General features: G+C 60.5%; 20 protein-coding genes and 1 riboswitch. Of the genes, 15 read left to right on the top strand and 5 right to left on the bottom strand.

Annotation, left to right across the window (positions count from 1 at the left end; translation table 11 throughout):
* Positions 1-37 precede the first annotated feature (37 nt).
* From miaB to DWA01_RS14330, 14 genes are all read left to right on the top strand, one after another.
* The gene (gene miaB, locus DWA01_RS14400) at positions 38-1,360 is read left to right on the top strand and encodes a tRNA (N6-isopentenyl adenosine(37)-C2)-methylthiotransferase MiaB (protein ID WP_114286505.1); all 1,323 of its coding nucleotides are present in this window, start codon (positions 38-40) and stop codon (positions 1,358-1,360) included.
* A gap of 222 nt (positions 1,361-1,582) precedes the next feature.
* Positions 1,583-2,161 carry an OmpA family protein gene (locus DWA01_RS14395; protein ID WP_419187011.1) on the top strand — a complete coding sequence of 193 codons (579 nt, stop codon included), beginning with the start codon at positions 1,583-1,585 and terminating at the stop codon, positions 2,159-2,161.
* A gap of 11 nt (positions 2,162-2,172) precedes the next feature.
* A complete protein-coding gene (locus tag DWA01_RS14390; protein ID WP_114286504.1) occupies positions 2,173-2,481 on the top strand; it encodes a hypothetical protein in 309 nt (102 codons plus the stop codon).
* 180 nt (positions 2,482-2,661) lie between these two features.
* On the top strand, positions 2,662-3,720 hold the full coding sequence (locus tag DWA01_RS14385; protein WP_235008559.1) for a PhoH family protein: 1,059 nt from the start codon (positions 2,662-2,664) through the stop codon (positions 3,718-3,720).
* Positions 3,704-4,207, top strand: a complete 504-nt coding sequence (ybeY, locus tag DWA01_RS14380) for an rRNA maturation RNase YbeY (RefSeq protein WP_114286503.1) — start codon at positions 3,704-3,706, stop codon at positions 4,205-4,207. The genes DWA01_RS14385 and ybeY overlap by 17 nt, the downstream gene beginning before the upstream one ends.
* A 39-nt stretch (positions 4,208-4,246) precedes the next feature.
* The gene (locus tag DWA01_RS14375; protein ID WP_114286502.1) at positions 4,247-5,131 is read left to right on the top strand and encodes a hemolysin family protein; all 885 of its coding nucleotides are present in this window, start codon (positions 4,247-4,249) and stop codon (positions 5,129-5,131) included.
* A gap of 1 nt (position 5,132) precedes the next feature.
* A complete protein-coding gene (lnt, locus tag DWA01_RS14370) occupies positions 5,133-6,710 on the top strand; it encodes an apolipoprotein N-acyltransferase (protein ID WP_114286501.1) in 1,578 nt (525 codons plus the stop codon).
* A gap of 26 nt (positions 6,711-6,736) precedes the next feature.
* Positions 6,737-6,784, top strand: a riboswitch (SAM-SAH riboswitch).
* 7 nt (positions 6,785-6,791) lie between these two features.
* Positions 6,792-7,973, top strand: coding sequence for a methionine adenosyltransferase (metK, locus tag DWA01_RS14365; RefSeq protein ID WP_114286500.1), 1,182 nt, complete (start codon positions 6,792-6,794; stop codon positions 7,971-7,973).
* Positions 7,974-8,293: 320 nt separating this feature from the next.
* Entirely contained in the window at positions 8,294-9,025 is a 732-nt protein-coding gene (gene trmB / locus DWA01_RS14355) for a tRNA (guanosine(46)-N7)-methyltransferase TrmB (protein WP_114286498.1), read from the top strand.
* Between the two features lie 143 nt (positions 9,026-9,168).
* Positions 9,169-10,518, top strand: coding sequence for a 3-phosphoshikimate 1-carboxyvinyltransferase (gene aroA, locus DWA01_RS14350; protein WP_114286497.1), 1,350 nt, complete (start codon positions 9,169-9,171; stop codon positions 10,516-10,518).
* A gap of 65 nt (positions 10,519-10,583) precedes the next feature.
* The gene (locus DWA01_RS14345) at positions 10,584-11,099 is read left to right on the top strand and encodes a hypothetical protein (protein WP_114286496.1); all 516 of its coding nucleotides are present in this window, start codon (positions 10,584-10,586) and stop codon (positions 11,097-11,099) included.
* Between the two features lie 154 nt (positions 11,100-11,253).
* Positions 11,254-11,769 (top strand): hypothetical protein, encoded by a 516-nt coding sequence (locus tag DWA01_RS14340; RefSeq protein ID WP_114286495.1) that lies wholly within the window; start codon positions 11,254-11,256, stop codon positions 11,767-11,769.
* Complete coding sequence (locus DWA01_RS14335; protein ID WP_114286494.1) at positions 11,766-12,374, top strand: (d)CMP kinase; 609 nt, start codon at positions 11,766-11,768, stop codon at positions 12,372-12,374. The genes DWA01_RS14340 and DWA01_RS14335 overlap by 4 nt, the downstream gene beginning before the upstream one ends.
* A gap of 310 nt (positions 12,375-12,684) precedes the next feature.
* On the top strand, positions 12,685-12,915 hold the full coding sequence (locus tag DWA01_RS14330; protein ID WP_114286493.1) for a hypothetical protein: 231 nt from the start codon (positions 12,685-12,687) through the stop codon (positions 12,913-12,915).
* Positions 12,916-13,046: 131 nt separating this feature from the next.
* Here the strand turns inward: DWA01_RS14330 and DWA01_RS14325 are convergent, their stop codons facing one another.
* Genes DWA01_RS14325 through DWA01_RS14305 form a run of 5 tightly spaced genes read right to left on the bottom strand, consistent with a single transcriptional unit; the run spans position 13,047 to position 14,904 of the window.
* On the bottom strand, positions 13,047-13,451 hold the full coding sequence (locus DWA01_RS14325) for a GNAT family N-acetyltransferase (protein WP_114286492.1): 405 nt from the start codon (positions 13,449-13,451) through the stop codon (positions 13,047-13,049).
* A 23-nt stretch (positions 13,452-13,474) separates the two neighbouring features.
* Complete coding sequence (locus DWA01_RS14320) at positions 13,475-13,867, bottom strand: hypothetical protein (RefSeq protein ID WP_114286491.1); 393 nt, start codon at positions 13,865-13,867, stop codon at positions 13,475-13,477.
* 32 nt (positions 13,868-13,899) lie between these two features.
* A complete protein-coding gene (locus tag DWA01_RS14315) occupies positions 13,900-14,154 on the bottom strand; it encodes a hypothetical protein (RefSeq protein ID WP_114286490.1) in 255 nt (84 codons plus the stop codon).
* On the bottom strand, positions 14,151-14,600 hold the full coding sequence (locus DWA01_RS14310) for an SRPBCC domain-containing protein (RefSeq protein ID WP_114286489.1): 450 nt from the start codon (positions 14,598-14,600) through the stop codon (positions 14,151-14,153). Before DWA01_RS14310 ends, DWA01_RS14315 begins: the two co-directional genes overlap by 4 nt.
* Positions 14,593-14,904 (bottom strand): ArsR/SmtB family transcription factor, encoded by a 312-nt coding sequence (locus tag DWA01_RS14305; protein WP_114286488.1) that lies wholly within the window; start codon positions 14,902-14,904, stop codon positions 14,593-14,595. Before DWA01_RS14305 ends, DWA01_RS14310 begins: the two co-directional genes overlap by 8 nt.
* A 413-nt stretch (positions 14,905-15,317) precedes the next feature.
* On the opposite strand from DWA01_RS14305, the gene rpsA reads away from it, so the two are divergent.
* Positions 15,318-16,994, top strand: coding sequence for a 30S ribosomal protein S1 (rpsA, locus tag DWA01_RS14300; protein ID WP_114286487.1), 1,677 nt, complete (start codon positions 15,318-15,320; stop codon positions 16,992-16,994).
* The last annotated feature ends 249 nt before the right edge of the window (positions 16,995-17,243 follow it).

Raw genomic sequence — 17,243 nt, 5'->3', positions numbered from 1 at the left:
GACACAGCGCTTAATTCAGGTGGCAAAGGGCGAAACCATGGCGGACGCAAAGAAGCTTTTCATCAAGACCTACGGTTGTCAGATGAACGTCTATGACAGCGAACGCATGGCCGAAGCGCTGGGCACTTCGGGCTATGTTACCACCGACAGGCCTGATGATGCGGATATGATCCTGCTCAACACCTGTCACATCCGCGAAAAAGCCGCCGAAAAAGTCTATTCCGAGCTGGGGCGGATGAAAGCGTTCAAAGCGGCCAGGCCTGAAGTGAAAATCGCGGTTGCCGGCTGTGTTGCCCAGGCTGAAGGCGCGGAAATCATGCGCCGTCAGCCCGCCGTGGACCTGGTGGTGGGGCCGCAGTCCTATCACCGCCTGCCTGCGCTTGAGGCAGAGACCGCCAAAGGCAACACGGCGCTGGACACCGATTTTCCCGAAGAAGACAAGTTTGAGCATATGCCGGCGCGGCCCAAAGCCCGCCGCGCCCCCGCCGCTTTCCTGACGGTACAGGAGGGCTGCGACAAGTTCTGTGCCTTCTGTGTGGTGCCCTATACCCGCGGCGCCGAAGTCAGCCGCCCGGTGGACCGGGTCCTGCGCGAAGCCCGCGATCTGGTTGAACGTGGTGTGCGCGAAATCACTCTGCTGGGCCAGAACGTCAACGCCTATCATGGGGTTGGCGAGGACGGCAAAGACTGGGGCCTGGCGCGTCTGATCCGCAAGCTGGCGGAAATTGACGGGCTGGCGCGCATCCGTTTCACCACCTCTCATACCAATGACATGGAAGACGACCTGATTGCCGCCCATGGCGATTGTGACAAGCTGATGCCCTATCTGCATCTGCCGGTTCAGTCGGGCAGCGACAAGATCCTCAAGCTGATGAACCGCAAGCACACTGCAGCGGAATACCTGTCGGTGATCGCACGTATCAGAGCGGCGCGCCCCGATATTCTGCTGTCGGGCGACTTCATCGTCGGCTTTCCCGGCGAGACCGAAGAAGACTTCCAGGACACGCTCGCCCTGGTGCGCGCCGTTAACTATGGCCAGGCTTATTCCTTTAAGTACTCCTCGCGCCCCGGCACCCCGGCGGCCGAACGCGCCCTGGTCGACCCGTCTGAAGCGGACGACCGGCTGCAGCGTCTGCAGGCGTTGCTGAGCGAACAGCAGAAGGCGGCGCAACTTGCCATGGTGGGCCGTATTGTTAATGTTTTGTTCGAGAAACCCGGCCGTCTCGAGGGTCAGATGGTGGGCAAATCCGACCACCTTCACGCAGTGCATGTCTATGCGCCAGAGGTGTCCCGCGGCGAGATTCGCCAGGTGAGAATCACCTCCAGCTCAAGCAATTCCCTCGCCGGAGAACTGATATAACTGGTTAACGAGGCTTCAGAATTGTGACCAGGGTCTGAATTGGTAGGCTTTTGGGAAACAGTGTGCCTGCAATCGCATCTATGTCGCCGCCCCGGCGACATCACCCTTGTTTTTGCTTCACTTGTCGCCAGATTTTGTTAAATTTTTTCGGTGAAACTCGGTGCCGGGCGATTTCTCCGGAACTTCGGCCGGGACAAGTAATTTTTATCAAGGGGTGCTACGGTGTCTAACATAATTTTGAAGGTCAGCCGCCAGCTGGCCGCCTTTGTATCGGTCGGGGCAATTATCCTGACATTCGTGACCTCCGCGGTCTTCGCACAAGAGACAAACCGCGTTGTGCGGGGCGAAAATTACACGCCCGCGATCTGGGTTGACCCCGATGGTTGTGAGCACTGGGTGATGGACGACGGCTGGGAAGGTTACATGGACAACCGCCTCGACCGCGAGGGCAGGCCGGTGTGCCGGCGCAGCAACATCTGCGCGGTGTTGCCGTCGGATCAGCTTTTTGCCACCGACAAATATTCGATCTCCGCCAGCGGGCGCCGCTCTCTCACCGACTTTTTCAATAAAGAGCAGGCCGTGGCCTTCCGCATCGTCGGCCACACCGATTCCCGCGCCTCGGACGCCTACAATATGCGCCTGTCGGAAAACCGCGCCAATGCGGTGGCCAATATCGCCCGTGCCGCCGGCGCCCGGGTCGCTGAAGTGCGCGGCCTTGGCGAACGTCAGCCCAAAGCCACCAACAGCACCGTCGCGGGCATGGCCCAGAATCGCCGTGTTGAAATCATCTGCATTCGCTGAGGAGCAAGATCATGATCCTGTTTAAACCTGCACTTTTGCTTCCCGCCACGCTGTTCCTGTCCGCCTGTGTCGGCGGGATGCAGTCCAAACTGGACAAATCGGTCGACCTCTTTGTCGATTCCAAAGACCTCTCTGAGCTCAAAGCCGGGATCTGGATTGATTCTGATGGCTGTGACCACTGGATCATTGATGATGGCACCGAAGGCTATCTGACCTCCCGGCTTGACCCCGACGGCCGCCCGGTCTGCTCGGGCATCGCGCCGCCCAACACTGCCGTTGGCAATTTTCGCCTCGGCACCGCGGTGGGCGACCCGATCTGATCAAATCGCTGAGATTGATCACAATCTGCACTCTTTCGCGGCCTCCGGAACACTCCGGGGGCCGTTTCTTTTGACCCCTCACGTAAGCTGATATCTGCTGACTATGTTGTGTTCTGTCTTGCGCCCGCCGCAATATCTTGGCACCATGATTGAAACACACCTCTGCAAGCGGAGAGATTTTTGGGCACCGGCACACTTACACATCGACCTGAAGACCTGGCTGACCTCCAGAACGCCACGCTGGAATTTCCTGACAACCGACTGTTGATCGACCTCTGCGGCGAATTTGACAGTAATCTTGCCCGGATAGAGCAGAAACTTTCCGTTCAGATCATACGGCGCGGCAATGCGCTGGCCGTCTATGGCGACACCGCCGGTGTCGAGGCCGCCACCCATGTGCTGGAGGATCTCTACGCCAAACTGGAATCAGGCCGCGGCGATGGTATTGATCAGGGCGAGATTGACGGTCAGATCCGCATGGGCGACAGCGTGAAGGGCACCGGCATCCGGGCCGGCGACCAGATTGAGATGTTCAAAGGCGGCAACGTCGAGATCAAGACCCGCAAAAAACAGGTCGAGCCGCGCACAGAAGCGCAAAAAGCCTATGTAGAGAGCCTGTTTAATAACGAACTCGCCTTTGGCATTGGCCCTGCTGGCACCGGCAAAACCTATCTCGCGGTTGCGGTTGCGGTCTCGATGTTCCTGTCGGGCCAGGTCGACCGCATTATCCTGTCGCGCCCTGCCGTGGAGGCCGGCGAACGGCTTGGGTTCCTGCCCGGCGACATGAAAGACAAAATCGACCCCTATATGCAGCCGCTTTATGACGCGCTGAACGACTTTTTGCCCTCCAAACAGGTGGCCAAACTGATCGAGGATAAAAAGATCGAGATCGCGCCGCTGGCCTTTATGCGCGGCCGCACCCTGTCCAACGCCTTTGTGGTGCTGGATGAGGCGCAGAACGCCACCACCATGCAGATGAAAATGTTCCTGACCCGGCTGGGCGAAGGTTCGCGCATGGTGATCACCGGCGACCGCACCCAGATCGACCTGCCACGCGGCACCCATTCTGGTCTGCGCGACGCGGAACGTCTGCTCAAGGGCATCCACAAGATCAGTTTCAACTATTTCACCGTCAAAGACGTGGTCCGCCACCCCCTTGTGGCGCGGATCATCGAAGCTTATGACGCCGACAGCGAACACGCAGCGGCGCAGAGGCAAGGACATGGACGAACTGGTTGATACGATCTGTGAAGATCCCCGGTGGGACGCGGCAGATCTGGACACACTTGCCGCGCAGGCAGCAAATGCGACTCTGAGCCACCTGGGCTTTGGGGCAGACGGGTTTGAAATCGCGCTGCTGGGCTGTGATGACACCCGTATCGCGGTCCTGAACACCGAGTTCCGCGACAAAGAAACGCCGACAAACGTGCTGTCCTGGCCCTCTGATGAGCGCGCCGCATCCACCCCGGGCGGCACCCCGCAGCGCCCGGAGCCCGGCACGGTGATGGCCGAAGAACTGGGCGATATCGCGATCTCGTATGACACCTGCGCCCGCGAAGCAGATGCGGCCGGCAAGCCGTTTAAGGCGCATGTAACCCATCTTATGGTACACGGGGTCTTGCATCTGTTGGGTTATGATCACATCTGTGAAGAAGACGCGGCCCTGATGGAGGGGTTAGAGGTGGAAATCCTTGCAACCCTGGGCCTGTCTGACCCATATTCGTAATGCGTCCCCACCCGGGGGCATAAACACTGGAAAGGTTCAATGGACGACACCGACGGATCCTCTACTGCAGCGCTGGGCGCGCAGGGATCAAACCACGCTCCGGAACGCGGCTTTTTTGCCCGTCTCGCGGATGCATTCTCATCTGAAGATACCTCCGGCCCTGTCAGCAGTGGCGCCAGTGCCAATGGCGCCTCTGTGAGTGCCACCATGCCTCTGGGCATGGCCAGCTTGCGCAGCCTGCGGCTGGAAGATGTGGCCCTGCCGCGTGCGGACATCGTGTCTGTGTCTGAGGATATCTCGCCTGAAGAACTGCTGGCGGTGTTTCGCGGCAGCGGGTTGTCGCGGCTGCCAGTCTATGCCGATACGCTGGACACGCCCGTGGGCATGATTCACCTGAAAGATTTCGCCCTGCGTTACGGCTTTAACGGCGAAGACAAGGATTTCAACATCAACCGGCTGGTGCGGCCCTTGCTGTTTGCGCCACCCTCGATGCCAATCGGTGTTCTGCTGCAGAAAATGCAGAGCGAACGCATGCATATGGCACTGGTGATCGATGAATATGGCGGTGTCGACGGCCTGGTGACCATTGAAGACCTGATCGAACAGGTTCTGGGCGCCATCGAAGACGAGCATGATGTCGAAGAAGACACGCTCTGGACCGAGGAAAAACCGGGTGTCTACCTGGCTCAGGCCAAAACCCCGCTGGAAGAATTTGAATCTGTGCTGGGGCTGGATCTGGCCACAGATGCGGAAGATGACGAAATTGATACGCTCGGAGGCCTGGTCTCTATGCTCGCCGGCCGGCTGCCGGTGCGTGGCGAAGTGATCCCGCATTATTCGGGGCTTGAATTTGAAATTGTGGATGCGGATCCACGCCGGATCAAACGCATCCGGGTGCGCTGTCCCAACATTAAAAAGAACTGATATGAACCGAAAAATCCTGGCCCTCGCTTTTGCAGCGGGGGCGCTGGCCGCATTGGGCCAGGCGCCGTTTTCTCTTTGGCCCGCAACCCTGCTGGGCCTCGCCGTACTCGCCTTTCTCCATCACCGCAGCACCACCGCGCGCCGCGCCGCCTGGAGCGGCTGGTTTGGCGGTCTCGGCTATTTTGTGGTCTCGCTCAACTGGATTATTGAGCCCTTTCTCGTGGATGCGGCCAGCACCGGCTGGATGGCACCCTTTGCGCTCGTCGGGCTGGCAGGTGGCCTGGCGCTGTTCTGGGCGCTGGCGGCGTATCTGGCGCGGCGCAGCGGCGCCGGGCTCTGGCGCTGGGCGCTGCTGATGGGGCTTGCCGGTCTGGCGCGTTCTTATCTGTTTACCGGTTTTCCCTGGGCACTGCCCGGCTATGCCTGGACTGAAACCCCGGTGGCGCAAAGCGTGGCCTGGATCGGGCCGCACGGGCTGAACACGCTGACCATGGTGTTTGCGGCCGCTCTTGCCACGGCTGCACTGCTGTTTCAGACCTCTGCCAGCGCGCGCCGGCGCGCAGCGCTTATGCTGGCCGCACCGCTGGCCGGTATAGCGCTGCTCTGGGGCTTTGGCCTGCAACGCCTCGCGCAGCCCCTGCCCGAAGCAACCGGGGTGACTGTACGTCTGCTGCAGCCCAACGCCGCCCAGGAGCAAAAATGGGATCCGGACTATATGCCGGTGTTTTTTAACCGGCTGCTCGACTTCACCGCCGCACCGGCGCTGGACGGCGCGCCGCGCCCCGATCTGATCATCTGGCCGGAAACTTCGGTGCCGGCCTATCTGGAGTTCCCCGGTGAGACGCTGAACCGGGTCGAGGCGGCCGCCGCCGGAGTGCCGGTGGTGCTGGGCATTCAGCGCTATGACGAAGGGCGTGCCTATAATTCGATGGCGGTGCTCGGTGGCAATCAGGATGGCAGTGCGGACGGCAGTAACGGTTCCATTGCTGACACCGGCAGCATTGGCATCAATGCCAGCCCGGTCACGGATGTCTATGACAAAGCCCACCTGGTGCCTTTTGGCGAATATCTGCCCTTCCCGGAACTGCTGGCGCGCATTGGTCTCAGCGCTTTTACCGCGCAGAAAGGCTATGGGTTCACCCCGGGTCCCGGGCCGCGCCTGCTGGATCTCGGCGCGGCTGGCAAGGTGATGCCGCTGATCTGTTATGAGGCGATCTTCCCGCAGGACCTGCGCGGCACAGAGCGGCCGGACTGGATCCTGCAAATCACCAATGACGCCTGGTTTGGCAATGGCGCCGGTCCGCTGCAGCATGTGGCCCAGGCTAAAATGCGCGCGATAGAGCAGGGGCTGCCCTTCCTGCGCGCTGCCAATACCGGGGTCTCGACGGTGATTGATGCGCGTGGGCAGAGCCTGGTCGCGCTGCCGCTCAATACGCAGGGCTGGGTGGATGCGACGCTGCCCGGCGCGCTGCCGGTCACGCTTTATTCACGCACAGGTGATATGCCGCTCACAGCCCTGCTTTTGCTGCTGGCGCTGATCTCGCTGCGCTGGCGCCGGCAAAAGACCGTTGACGCCTGAACCCATGACCGCTATCGCATGAAACATACCCGTCACAACGGCTTCCTGGCGTGACGGTGTCATTAAATGGAGCACTACCCCATGAATCGTCAAAACTACATTTTCACCTCGGAGTCGGTTTCTGAAGGCCATCCGGACAAGCTGTGCGACCGCATTTCTGATGCGGTGCTGGATGCGTTTCTCACCGAGGAACCCGAAGCGCGGGTCGCCTGCGAAACCTTTGCCACCAGCAACCGGGTGGTGATCGGCGGCGAAGTCGGCCTGTCCAACAAGGCCCGTCTGGAAGAATACCTGGAAAAAGTCGACGGTATTGCGCGCGAATGCGTGCGGGACATCGGCTATGAGCAAGATGAGTTCCACTGGAATACGCTGAAGGTGCAGAACTATCTGCACCCGCAGTCGGCCCATATCGCCCAGGGTGTTGATGCCGCTGAAGGCAAAGAAGAAGGTGCTGGCGATCAGGGCATCATGTTTGGTTATGCGGTGGATGAAACGCCCGAGCTGATGCCAGCGCCGATCCATTATGCCCACGCCATTCTGCGCCGTCTTGCAGAAGTGCGCAAAGACGGCACCGAGCCGTCGCTGCGCCCGGATGCCAAATCTCAGCTGTCGCTGCGCTATGTCGATGGCAAGCCAGTGGGGGTGAGCTCGATCGTGCTCTCCACCCAACACGCGTCCGAAAGCCAGACCAGCGGCGACATCCGCGCCATCGTGGAGCCTTATATCCGCGAAGTTCTGCCAGAGGGCTGGATTGACGAGAGCACCGAATGGTGGGTCAACCCGACCGGCACATTTGTCATTGGCGGCCCCGACGGCGACGCAGGTCTGACCGGGCGCAAGATCATCGTCGATACCTATGGCGGCGCTGCGCCCCATGGTGGTGGTGCGTTTTCCGGCAAAGATCCGACCAAAGTGGACCGTTCGGCAGCCTATGCGGCGCGCTATCTGGCCAAAAACGTGGTGGCGGCAGGTCTGGCGAAAAAATGCCTGATCCAGTTGTCCTATGCCATCGGTGTCGCCAAACCTTTGTCGATCTATGCCGATACGTTTGACACCGGCGACGTTGCGCCCGAGGCGATTGAGCGCGCCATCAATGCGGCGATGGATCTGAGCCCGCGCGGCATCCGCGAACATCTCGGGCTGAACCGGCCGATCTATGCGCGCACGTCTGCCTATGGTCATTTTGGCCGCGCGCCCGAGGCCGATGGCGGCTTCAGCTGGGAGCGCACCGATCTGATTGAGGCGCTGCAAAAGGCGGTCTGATCCGTTTCAGCACTGAGTTTCAACTATAAGATCAAAAGGGGCAGGCCGCCGGGCCGGCCCCTTTTTGTATTTGGTGCGCTGACCGCCGATGGTCCCTGACCACAACAAGCGGGCCAGAATACGTGACCAGGCGGAGCGCGGGCCGGGCCCGCGCGCTGGTTTGTTGAAACAGAGCTGTGGCCCGCTGACGCGCAATTCCCAGCGGTATTTCAGGCGGAAGCGGCGAAAAACCCCGTTATTGCGGCCCTTGCTCTTGACCTGCGCCGTCAAATTGGCGACGAGACCGGCTGTTACCAGCCAGCAAGCAGACGGGGCAGACCATGTCAGACGAAGTTCAGGATCCACACGGCAAACACCCGTCAGGCGCGCCCTGGCGCAATTTTTATGGTCGTTTCCGCGGCAAGACCCTGCGCGACAGTCAAAAGACCTTTCTGGAGGAAGATCTGACGGCATTGTCACCCGGTGCGGTGAGTTGGGAAGAGAACCCCGACCGCGTGGATCTGGACCTGGCCGCCCGTTTTGACAGCAAGCCGGTCTGGCTTGAGATCGGCTTTGGCGGGGGTGAACATCTGGTGCATCAGGCGGTGCAAAATCCGGATGTGGCGATCATCGGCGCCGAGCCCTTTATCAACGGCGTGGCGATGCTTTTGGGCAAGATCCGTCAGGCCAAAGCGGATAATATCGCGATCTACCCCGGCGATGCGCGCCACCTGTTTGATGTGCTGCCCGAGGCCAGCATTGATCGTGCCTTTCTGCTGTACCCGGACCCATGGCCGAAAAAACGCCATCACCGGCGCCGTTTTGTCACCCAGGAGCATCTGCAGCCCTTGAACCGGGTGTTGAAACCCGGGGCGATATTCCGCGTTGCCACCGATATTGAAGATTATGTGCGCCAGACGCTGGAAGAGGTGCCGCGCGCCGGGTTTGAATGGCTGGCCGAAGGGCCTGGCGACTGGCAGCAGCCCTGGGGCGACTGGATATCCACCCGCTATGAGCAAAAAGCGCTGCGCGAAGAGCGCACACCGCATTATCTGACCTTTCGCAAGCTGTAGCGGCAGGCGCCAAAGCGCAGGCCGCTGAAAAAGTAAGAGCCTCCGGCGGGGATATTGTTGCCAAAAAGAAGCCGGGATATGCATTTACCGGGCCGCGTGGCTGCGCTATCACCACGGGATAAAGTTACAAAAAGGAAGCGCCCATGTCTGGTCACGGTGACCCAATCCCGATGAGCTCCCGCGCCTGCGGTCCCCTGAGCGGAGTGGCCGAGGTGCCGGGCGACAAGTCGATCTCCCACCGGGCGTTGATTTTTGGCGCGATGGCGGTGGGCGAGACCCGTATCACCGGATTGCTTGAGGGCGACGATGTGCTGGACACCGCCAAGGCGATGCGGGCGCTCGGCGCCACCTGCACCCGCACCGGCGAGGGCGAATGGTCGGTGCACGGGGTTGGTGTTGGTGGCTTTTCCGAACCGGACCAGGTGATCGACTGCGGCAATTCCGGCACCGGCGTGCGCCTGATCATGGGGCTGGTGGCGACGTCGCCGTTTGCGGTGACCTTCACCGGCGACGGCTCGCTGCGCAAACGTCCGATGGGACGCATTACCGATCCGGTGGCGCTGTTTGGCGCGACATCTTATGGCCGCTCCGGCGGCCGTCTGCCGCTGACGCTGGTTGGCGCGGAAGATCCGGTGCCGGTGGAATATACCACGCCGATGCCCTCGGCCCAGGTGAAATCTGCAGTGCTGCTGGCGGGGCTGAACGCGCCGGGCAAAACCGTGGTGGTCGAGAAAGAAAAGACCCGTGACCATACTGAACGTATGCTGGCGGGCTTTGGCGCTGAAATCACCACCGAGGACACGCCGGAAGGCCACAAGATTACCCTGACCGGTCAGCCCGAGCTGACACCTCAGGACGTGGCAGTGCCGCGCGATCCAAGTTCGGCTGCGTTTCCGACCTGTGCGGCGCTGATCGTGCCGGGCTCTGATATTCTGGTGCCTGGTGTCAGCCAGAACACCACCCGCAATGGCATCTACACCACGCTGGTGGAAATGGGCGCCGATATCACTTTTGAAAATGCGCGCATTGAGGGCGGTGAACCTGTGGCTGATTTGCGGGTGCGCTTTAGCGAACTTAAAGGCGTTGAAGTGCCCCCGGAACGCGCCAGTTCGATGATTGACGAATTCCCGGTGCTCTCTGTGGTGGCCGCCAATGCCACCGGCAAAACCGTGATGCGCGGCGTCAAAGAACTGAGGGTGAAAGAAAGCGACCGGATTGACGCGATGGCGCGCGGTCTTGAGGCCTGTGGTGTCACCATTGAGGAAGATGAAGACACGCTGATCGTGCATGGTATGGGCGCCGGCAATGTGCCGGGCGGCGGCACCTGTGCCACCCATCTGGACCACCGCATCGCGATGTCTTTCATGGTGCTGGGCATGTCGGCGCAAAAGCCGGTGCGGATCGATGACGGCACCCCGATCGCCACGTCTTTCCCGGTGTTTGAACCCCTGATGGGTGGTTTGGGTGCAAAGCTGACACGCGACAACAGCTGATATGGTGCGGGGCGTCGGGCGCGCCCCTTTACCGTTTGTTGATATTTTGCCGCCAGACCTGATCTATGGCCGGTAAAATCCTCCTCTATGTGCTGCTGGCATCGCTCACAGCCACCGCGCTGGCGGTGGTGGTGTTCCTCTATGTGCCGGGTTTTGCGGCAATGAGCGGTGGTCTGACGCTGCCTGAAGCGCGGCCAATGGGGTACGACGCGGCCGATATCACAGCCTGGCGCGCCGCTCTGGGGCCGGAGGGGCTGGCAAAATACGCCACATTTCAACGCAGCGTCGATGCGGTGACAGCGCTGCTGCTGGCGGCAACCCTGGCCTTGCCGCTGTATCAACTGGCGCGGCGGCGCGCGGAAACCCTGCTCTGGTCTCTGGCGCCCGCCTACCTGGTCACGGACTGGTGGGAAAACGCAATGTTGCTGCGGCTCACGGACCCGCAACTGGGCCAGGTGCCCGCAACACTCGCCACCCGTGCCGGCACCGCAACCAGCGTCAAATTTCTGCTGCTCGCCCTGTGTTTTGCGGTGCTGCTTGCTTTGTGGCGCGGGCGCAAACGCCGCCTGACACGTCACTGACCCTCTCTTGCCCGGCGCTGATACCGCCCGGCCTGAGGCGACGATCCGGGGGCCGGAATGCGAATTATATTTGGACGGGACGCTGGCTGATGCTAAGAAAACGCACCCCTTAGAGGGAGCCACCATTTGCCCGAACCCGCCACCCGGAGGCCCCATGCGCAGCCTGTTCTGGACCCTGCTGACCCTGTCCTTCACGCTCTATCTGGTGATGGTGCTGTGGTCGCTGCCCAAAATCGCGGCGGGGGCAGGCGGGCTGATGCCTTTTGACATGCGCCCGGGTGGGTATGACCTGCCGCAGGCGCAGGCGTTTCTCGCCGCGCTTACCAATCCGGCACGGGGTTTTTACCTGACAGTGCAGCACCGGCTGGACACAGTTTATCCGGCGCTGATGGGGCTGACGCTGGCACTGGGCTTGTGGCTGCTGTTCACCGGCTGGCTGCGCCTTGGCCTGATCGCCGTAGTGGTGACCGGCAAGTCTGCCGACTACCTGGAAAACGCCGCTGTTGCCCGGTTGCTGCTGGCAGATGCTGTGGACGCGGAACTGGTCGCGGCCGCAAGCCGCTGGACAATCCTCAAATCTGTCTGCGATATGGGGGCAATGAGCGCCCTTATTCTGGGCGCGCTTTGGGTGCTGTGGCGCCGGTACAGGATCAAAAAGGCAGGCGCATGAAGTTTACCATCGCAATCGACGGCCCCGCAGCGGCGGGCAAGGGCACAATTTCCAAAGCGGTGGCGGCGCATTTTACCTTTGCCCATCTGGACACCGGCCTGCTGTACCGCGCCACCGGGCGCAAAGTGATGGCTGGCATGGAGCCACTTCAGGCCGCCCGGGCGCTGCAGCCTGAAGACCTGGAACGCGAAGATCTGCGCAGCGCCGAAGTGGCCGAGGCTGCCTCCAAAGTGGCGGTGATCCCGGAAGTGCGCGCAGCACTGGTGGCGTTTCAGCACGCATTTGCCCGCCGCGACGGTGGCGCGGTGCTGGACGGGCGTGACATCGGCACTGTCATCTGCCCGGATGCGGAGGTGAAACTCTTTGTCACCGCCTCCGCCGAAGTCCGCGCCAGACGCCGCTTTCTGGAACTCACGGCCAGCGGCGATGCGACCCGTTTTGAAACCGTGCTCGCCGATGTTATGGCGCGGGACAAGCGCGACGCGGAGCGCGACACCGCACCGATGAAAGCCGCCGATGACGCGGTGCTGATCGATACATCGGAGTTGAGCATTGAGGCCGCAGTGGCCAAAGCCATCGAAGTGATTGGGGCGCGTCTGGCCTGATCCGGCACAGCGTGTGCTTCGGGGCGCAACGGATGCACTGAGGGTTGAGCGCCCGGCATTGAGCACCCGGCACTGAGCGCCGGGCTCGGACGCCAGACTGGGCAGCTGGCAGCGCGCCGCTGCGCCAGGTAAGCCGACGGGGCAGGATGCTGGAACGCGACGATGTGCCGGGCGAATAATGGGTGCCGGGAACGACACTCCGCAGCGGCGTGAGCAATGACCTGCCACCTTCTGCCCCTGGCCGGGCTTGTATGTGACAAATCCGCCACCAGCCGCTATGTTGGCCCATGTCCCCAGCCCGGGAGCGGTCATGAACACGGTTTTTATCATTCAGACGACAGTGGAGTTCTGGAAGTCGCAATACGCGGCGGACATTCAGGACTGGAGCCAGGATCAGCTTAAATCCCGGGCCACAGCGGTGGCGGAAGAGGCGCAGCAGGAAATGGAAGCGCTGGCGAAAGTCGGGTTGGATCATGAGGCCGCCTGGCATGAGGTCAGATGCTCCATGGTGTGCAAAGCGCCGCCGGTGATGGCGGATTAATACCAAAGCCGCGCAATTCCAGACCCGGGTTAAGCCGGGCCAGCGTTAACAATAGTCCCGCACAAAATCCCGCCGCACAAAACCCGGCCGGGCGAACTTTCGCCTGACGAACACGCGGCCTGGGCCTGCGCTCAACACAGCTGCAGCTGCATCCGGTGATAGGGGCGGCCACGTTTTTCAAATGCGCTGCCAGTTGAGGTGAACCCCAGCCGTGCATAGAATCCCATCGCGTCCAGCCGTGAATCACACCACAGCAGACCGGCGCCGGACCCGCGACACTCCGCCACCATATGTGTCAGCAAAGCGGTGCCAATGCCCTGGCCCTGAACCTCGGGCAGAGCGGCGAATTTGCGCAGCTGCACAGAGGGGCCGTCCTGAAAAAGAGACCCCACCGCAATCAGGTCAGCAGCGTCAAACCAGCCGAAATGGCGGGCCGCTTCATCCCCCGGCACCCGGGCATGATCGAGCGGATGACCGGGCCAGAGTACCGACTGGCGCACGGGCAGAGCCTCAGCAATGGAAATGGGGCGGATCATGGCGGACTTCCTGTGGGGGCGGTTCAGAACGGCGCGCGGTTGCCCGCGAGGTACCGCAGCAGATCGACATAATCAAATGCCAGCGAAATGGCGACAACGGAGATTACCAACCGGGTGATCCACAGTGGCAGCACCGGGAAATCGCCCACGCCTGTGCGCCGCCAGAGCCAGATCAGCAGCGGCGTCCAGAACACAATATGACCCAGCCCCAGCAGCCGCACATAGCCAAACAAATCGTAAAGCCAGAAGGTGGCAAGACCGGCCAGGATGCTGGACAGCAGGGTAATCACGCCGCTGATCCGGCTCACCCGCCAGATCAACAGGCTCAGCGGCAGTACAAAAGCGCCGGCAAACAGAATGTTCAGCCAGATCTGAACCCATTGAGGCTGCAGGGCGATGGCTTCGTTGAATGTCATGTCACTCTTTCCCTCAATCCGCGCTGATATTGTTATCCTGCCATAATATTAGCATATATTGCCTTTTTTCGGATTCTGGCCTTGCGGCGCTGCGGAACTCCGTCACCCACATCCTCGACATCCTCGACATCCTCGACATCCTCGACATCCTCGACATCCTCGACATCCTCGACATCCTCGACATCCTCGACATCCTCGACAACCTCCGCATCCTCCACAGCCAGCCAGTTAACAACCGGAATGTGATCATCAGGCCGCCACGGCCGCAGCGGCTCTGCGTGGATCACACCGCCGCGCCGGCGAAACACTCGATCAGCACAACGTCCCAGCCAGACTGATATTGTTCGCGTGCCGCGGCCGCTTCCGCCCCCATATTGTCCCAGTCTGAGTGGACCAGCCGCAGAAGGGTGCCGGACCCGGAGGCTGAAAACTCGACACTGACATGGGTCTGTTGAGCCTCCGGGCGGCGCAAATGCCAGCTGAAGGCCAGCTTCCGGCCCGGTTGCCACTCGGTGATCACGCCCCAGCTGGCCCGGCTGCCGTCATACAGCTCCTCTTCAATGCAACCGCCGACGCCGGGGGTCATGGTGATGTTTCTGGGCAATTTGCCGTCGCTTGCCGACAGCGAATGACTGGCACCCGGCCACCACTGCGCGATCTGGCGGGTGAAAATGTCAAAGGCACGCTCCGGGGCAACCGGCACCGTCAGTTCTTTCACAATGGGATCAATCATCTTTCACCTCCTGTTCAACATACTCCTGAAACCCCTGCAGCGCATCTCCCCACAGCTGATCCAGCCAGGCCCGCAATTCGTCGCTGCCCTCTGGTTTGAGCCGGTAAATCCGGCTGGCCCCCCTGGGCGTGACCTCCAGCAGACCGGCATCACAGAGGATTTTCAGATGTTGGGACACCGCCGGCCGGCTGACGGGCAACCGGGCGGCAATATCGGCAACCCGCTGCGGCCTGGCGCGCAGGAGTTCAAGGATCTGACGGCGGGTGGGGTCGGCGAGCGCAGAAATTGCTAATTGGTAAGTCATTTCTTACCGTAAGCTTATGCTTACCATCCGGTCAACTATTTTCCCCATATTGCGCGGTCGTTCTTGCCCTGTGGGGGCGGGGAGAGGCGGGGCTTTGGCACCGGGAGAGGCGGAGGTTGTGCCGCCAAATAATGACTGACAAAGACCAGACTCAAACGGGCAGTCCCGGGCCGGAAATCCGCGTGTCGGTCCCGGCTCAAATCCTGGCCCATGCCCTTGCTTTGCAGCACCATTCGCACTATAAGCCGCCCTGTCGAAGAGGCCGCCAGAGTCGCAGACATGAATGAGCAGGGTCGGGATATTTGCCGGCCATTATTGTTTATGAGCGCAGAAGGCGGGAGCAGACCAACCCCAAAGACCGGCGGAGACAACCGCACGGCCAGAAAAATCGTTGTAAAGGAAACTGAGACCACATGGCTCAAAACATCTCTATGGAGGACTTCGAAGCCCTTCTGAACGAAAGCTTCGAAATTGATACACCGGCTGAAGGCTCGGTTGTCAAAGGGACTGTCATTGCTATTGAAGCAGGTCAGGCCATCATCGACGTTGGCTATAAAATGGAAGGCCGCGTTGACGTTAAAGAATTCGCAAATCCTGGCGAAGAACCCGATATCGCTGTTGGCGACGAAGTTGAGGTTTACCTCGACCGCGTAGAAAACGCCCGTGGCGAAGCTGTTATTTCGCGCGACAAAGCCCGCCGCGAAGAAGCCTGGGATCGTCTGGAAAAAGCATATGCAGACGAAGAGCGTGTCGAAGGCGCGATCTTTGGTCGTGTCAAAGGCGGCTTCACGGTTGACCTCGGCGGCGCCGTGGCCTTCCTGCCCGGCTCCCAGGTTGACGTGCGCCCCGTGCGCGATGCCGGCCCTCTGATGGGTCTGAAGCAGCCGTTCCAGATTCTGAAAATGGACCGTCGTCGTGGCAACATCGTTGTTTCGCGTCGCGCTATCCTCGAAGAATCACGTGCGGAACAGCGCGCTGAAATCATCGGCAAACTGACCGAAGGTGACGCAGTTGACGGTGTTGTTAAAAACATCACCGAATATGGTGCGTTTGTTGACCTCGGCGGCGTTGACGGCCTGCTGCACGTCACCGACATGGCATGGCGTCGTGTAAACGACCCACGTGAGATCCTGAGCATCGGCGAAACCATCAAGGTTCAGGTGATCAAGATCAACAAAGAGACCCACCGTATCTCCCTCGGCCTGAAACAGCTGCAGGACGATCCGTGGACTCTGGTCGAAGGCAAATACCCGCTGGAAACCACCCACACCGGTCGTGTGACCAACATCACCGATTACGGTGCATTTGTTGAGCTCGAGCCCGGCGTCGAAGGTCTGGTTCACGTCTCTGAAATGTCCTGGACTAAAAAGAACGTGCACCCTGGCAAAATCGTTTCCACCTCGCAGCAGGTAGAAGTGATGGTTCTGGAAATCGATCCGGCCAAACGTCGTGTGTCTCTTGGTCTGAAACAGACCATGCGCAACCCATGGGAAGTGTTCGCTGAAACACATCCTGAGAACACCGAAGTTGAAGGTGAAGTTAAAAACATCACCGAATTCGGTCTGTTCATCGGTCTGCCCGGCGAAATCGACGGCATGGTTCACCTCTCCGACCTGTCATGGGACGAGCGCGGCGAAGATGCGATCCAGAACTACCGCAAAGGCGATCTGGTCAAAGCCCAGGTTACCGAAGTGGACATCGACAAAGAGCGTATCTCGCTCTCGATCAAAGCCATGGATGACAGCTTCTCCGGTGCAACCGACGGCGTGAAACGCGGTTCGATCATCACCGTTCAGGTGACTGCAATCGAAGAAGGCGGCGTTGAAGTTGACTATGAAGGCGCAAAATCCTTCATCCGTCGCTCCGACCTGTCGCGTGACCGTGCTGACCAGCGCCCTGAGCGTTTCCAGGTTGGTGACAAGGTCGACGTGCGCGTCACCAATGTTGATCAGAAAACCCGTCGTCTGGGCCTGTCGGTCAAAGCCCGCGAGATTGCAGAAGAAAAAGAAGCAGTCGCTCAGTACGGCTCTTCCGCTTCCGGCGCTTCGCTCGGCGATATCCTCGGCGCGGCTCTGAGCTCCGACGACTGATCGTCGCAGAAATCGCCTCAGGCGGTAACTTGAAATTGAACGGCCCCATTCCGGTGGGGCCGTTTTTTTGTCGCGAATCACAGGGTTACAGCGGGTGCAAAACCGGTGCTGTACCGCCGGCACCGGTGTCTGGCGGTGAAATTTGCGCCCGAAACCGCCGGAGAGCGAGAAAATCAGGCGAAATTAGCTCCAAAGAGATGCTTGTTGTTTGCGAGGGTGCCTTCTACGGTATAGTTGAACCTGTTGAGA

This window comes from Candidatus Halocynthiibacter alkanivorans (genome assembly GCF_003333265.1).
Lineage (GTDB): Bacteria > Pseudomonadota > Alphaproteobacteria > Rhodobacterales > Rhodobacteraceae > Halocyntiibacter_A > Halocyntiibacter_A alkanivorans.
This window is presented reverse-complemented; position numbering and strand designations above follow the sequence as displayed.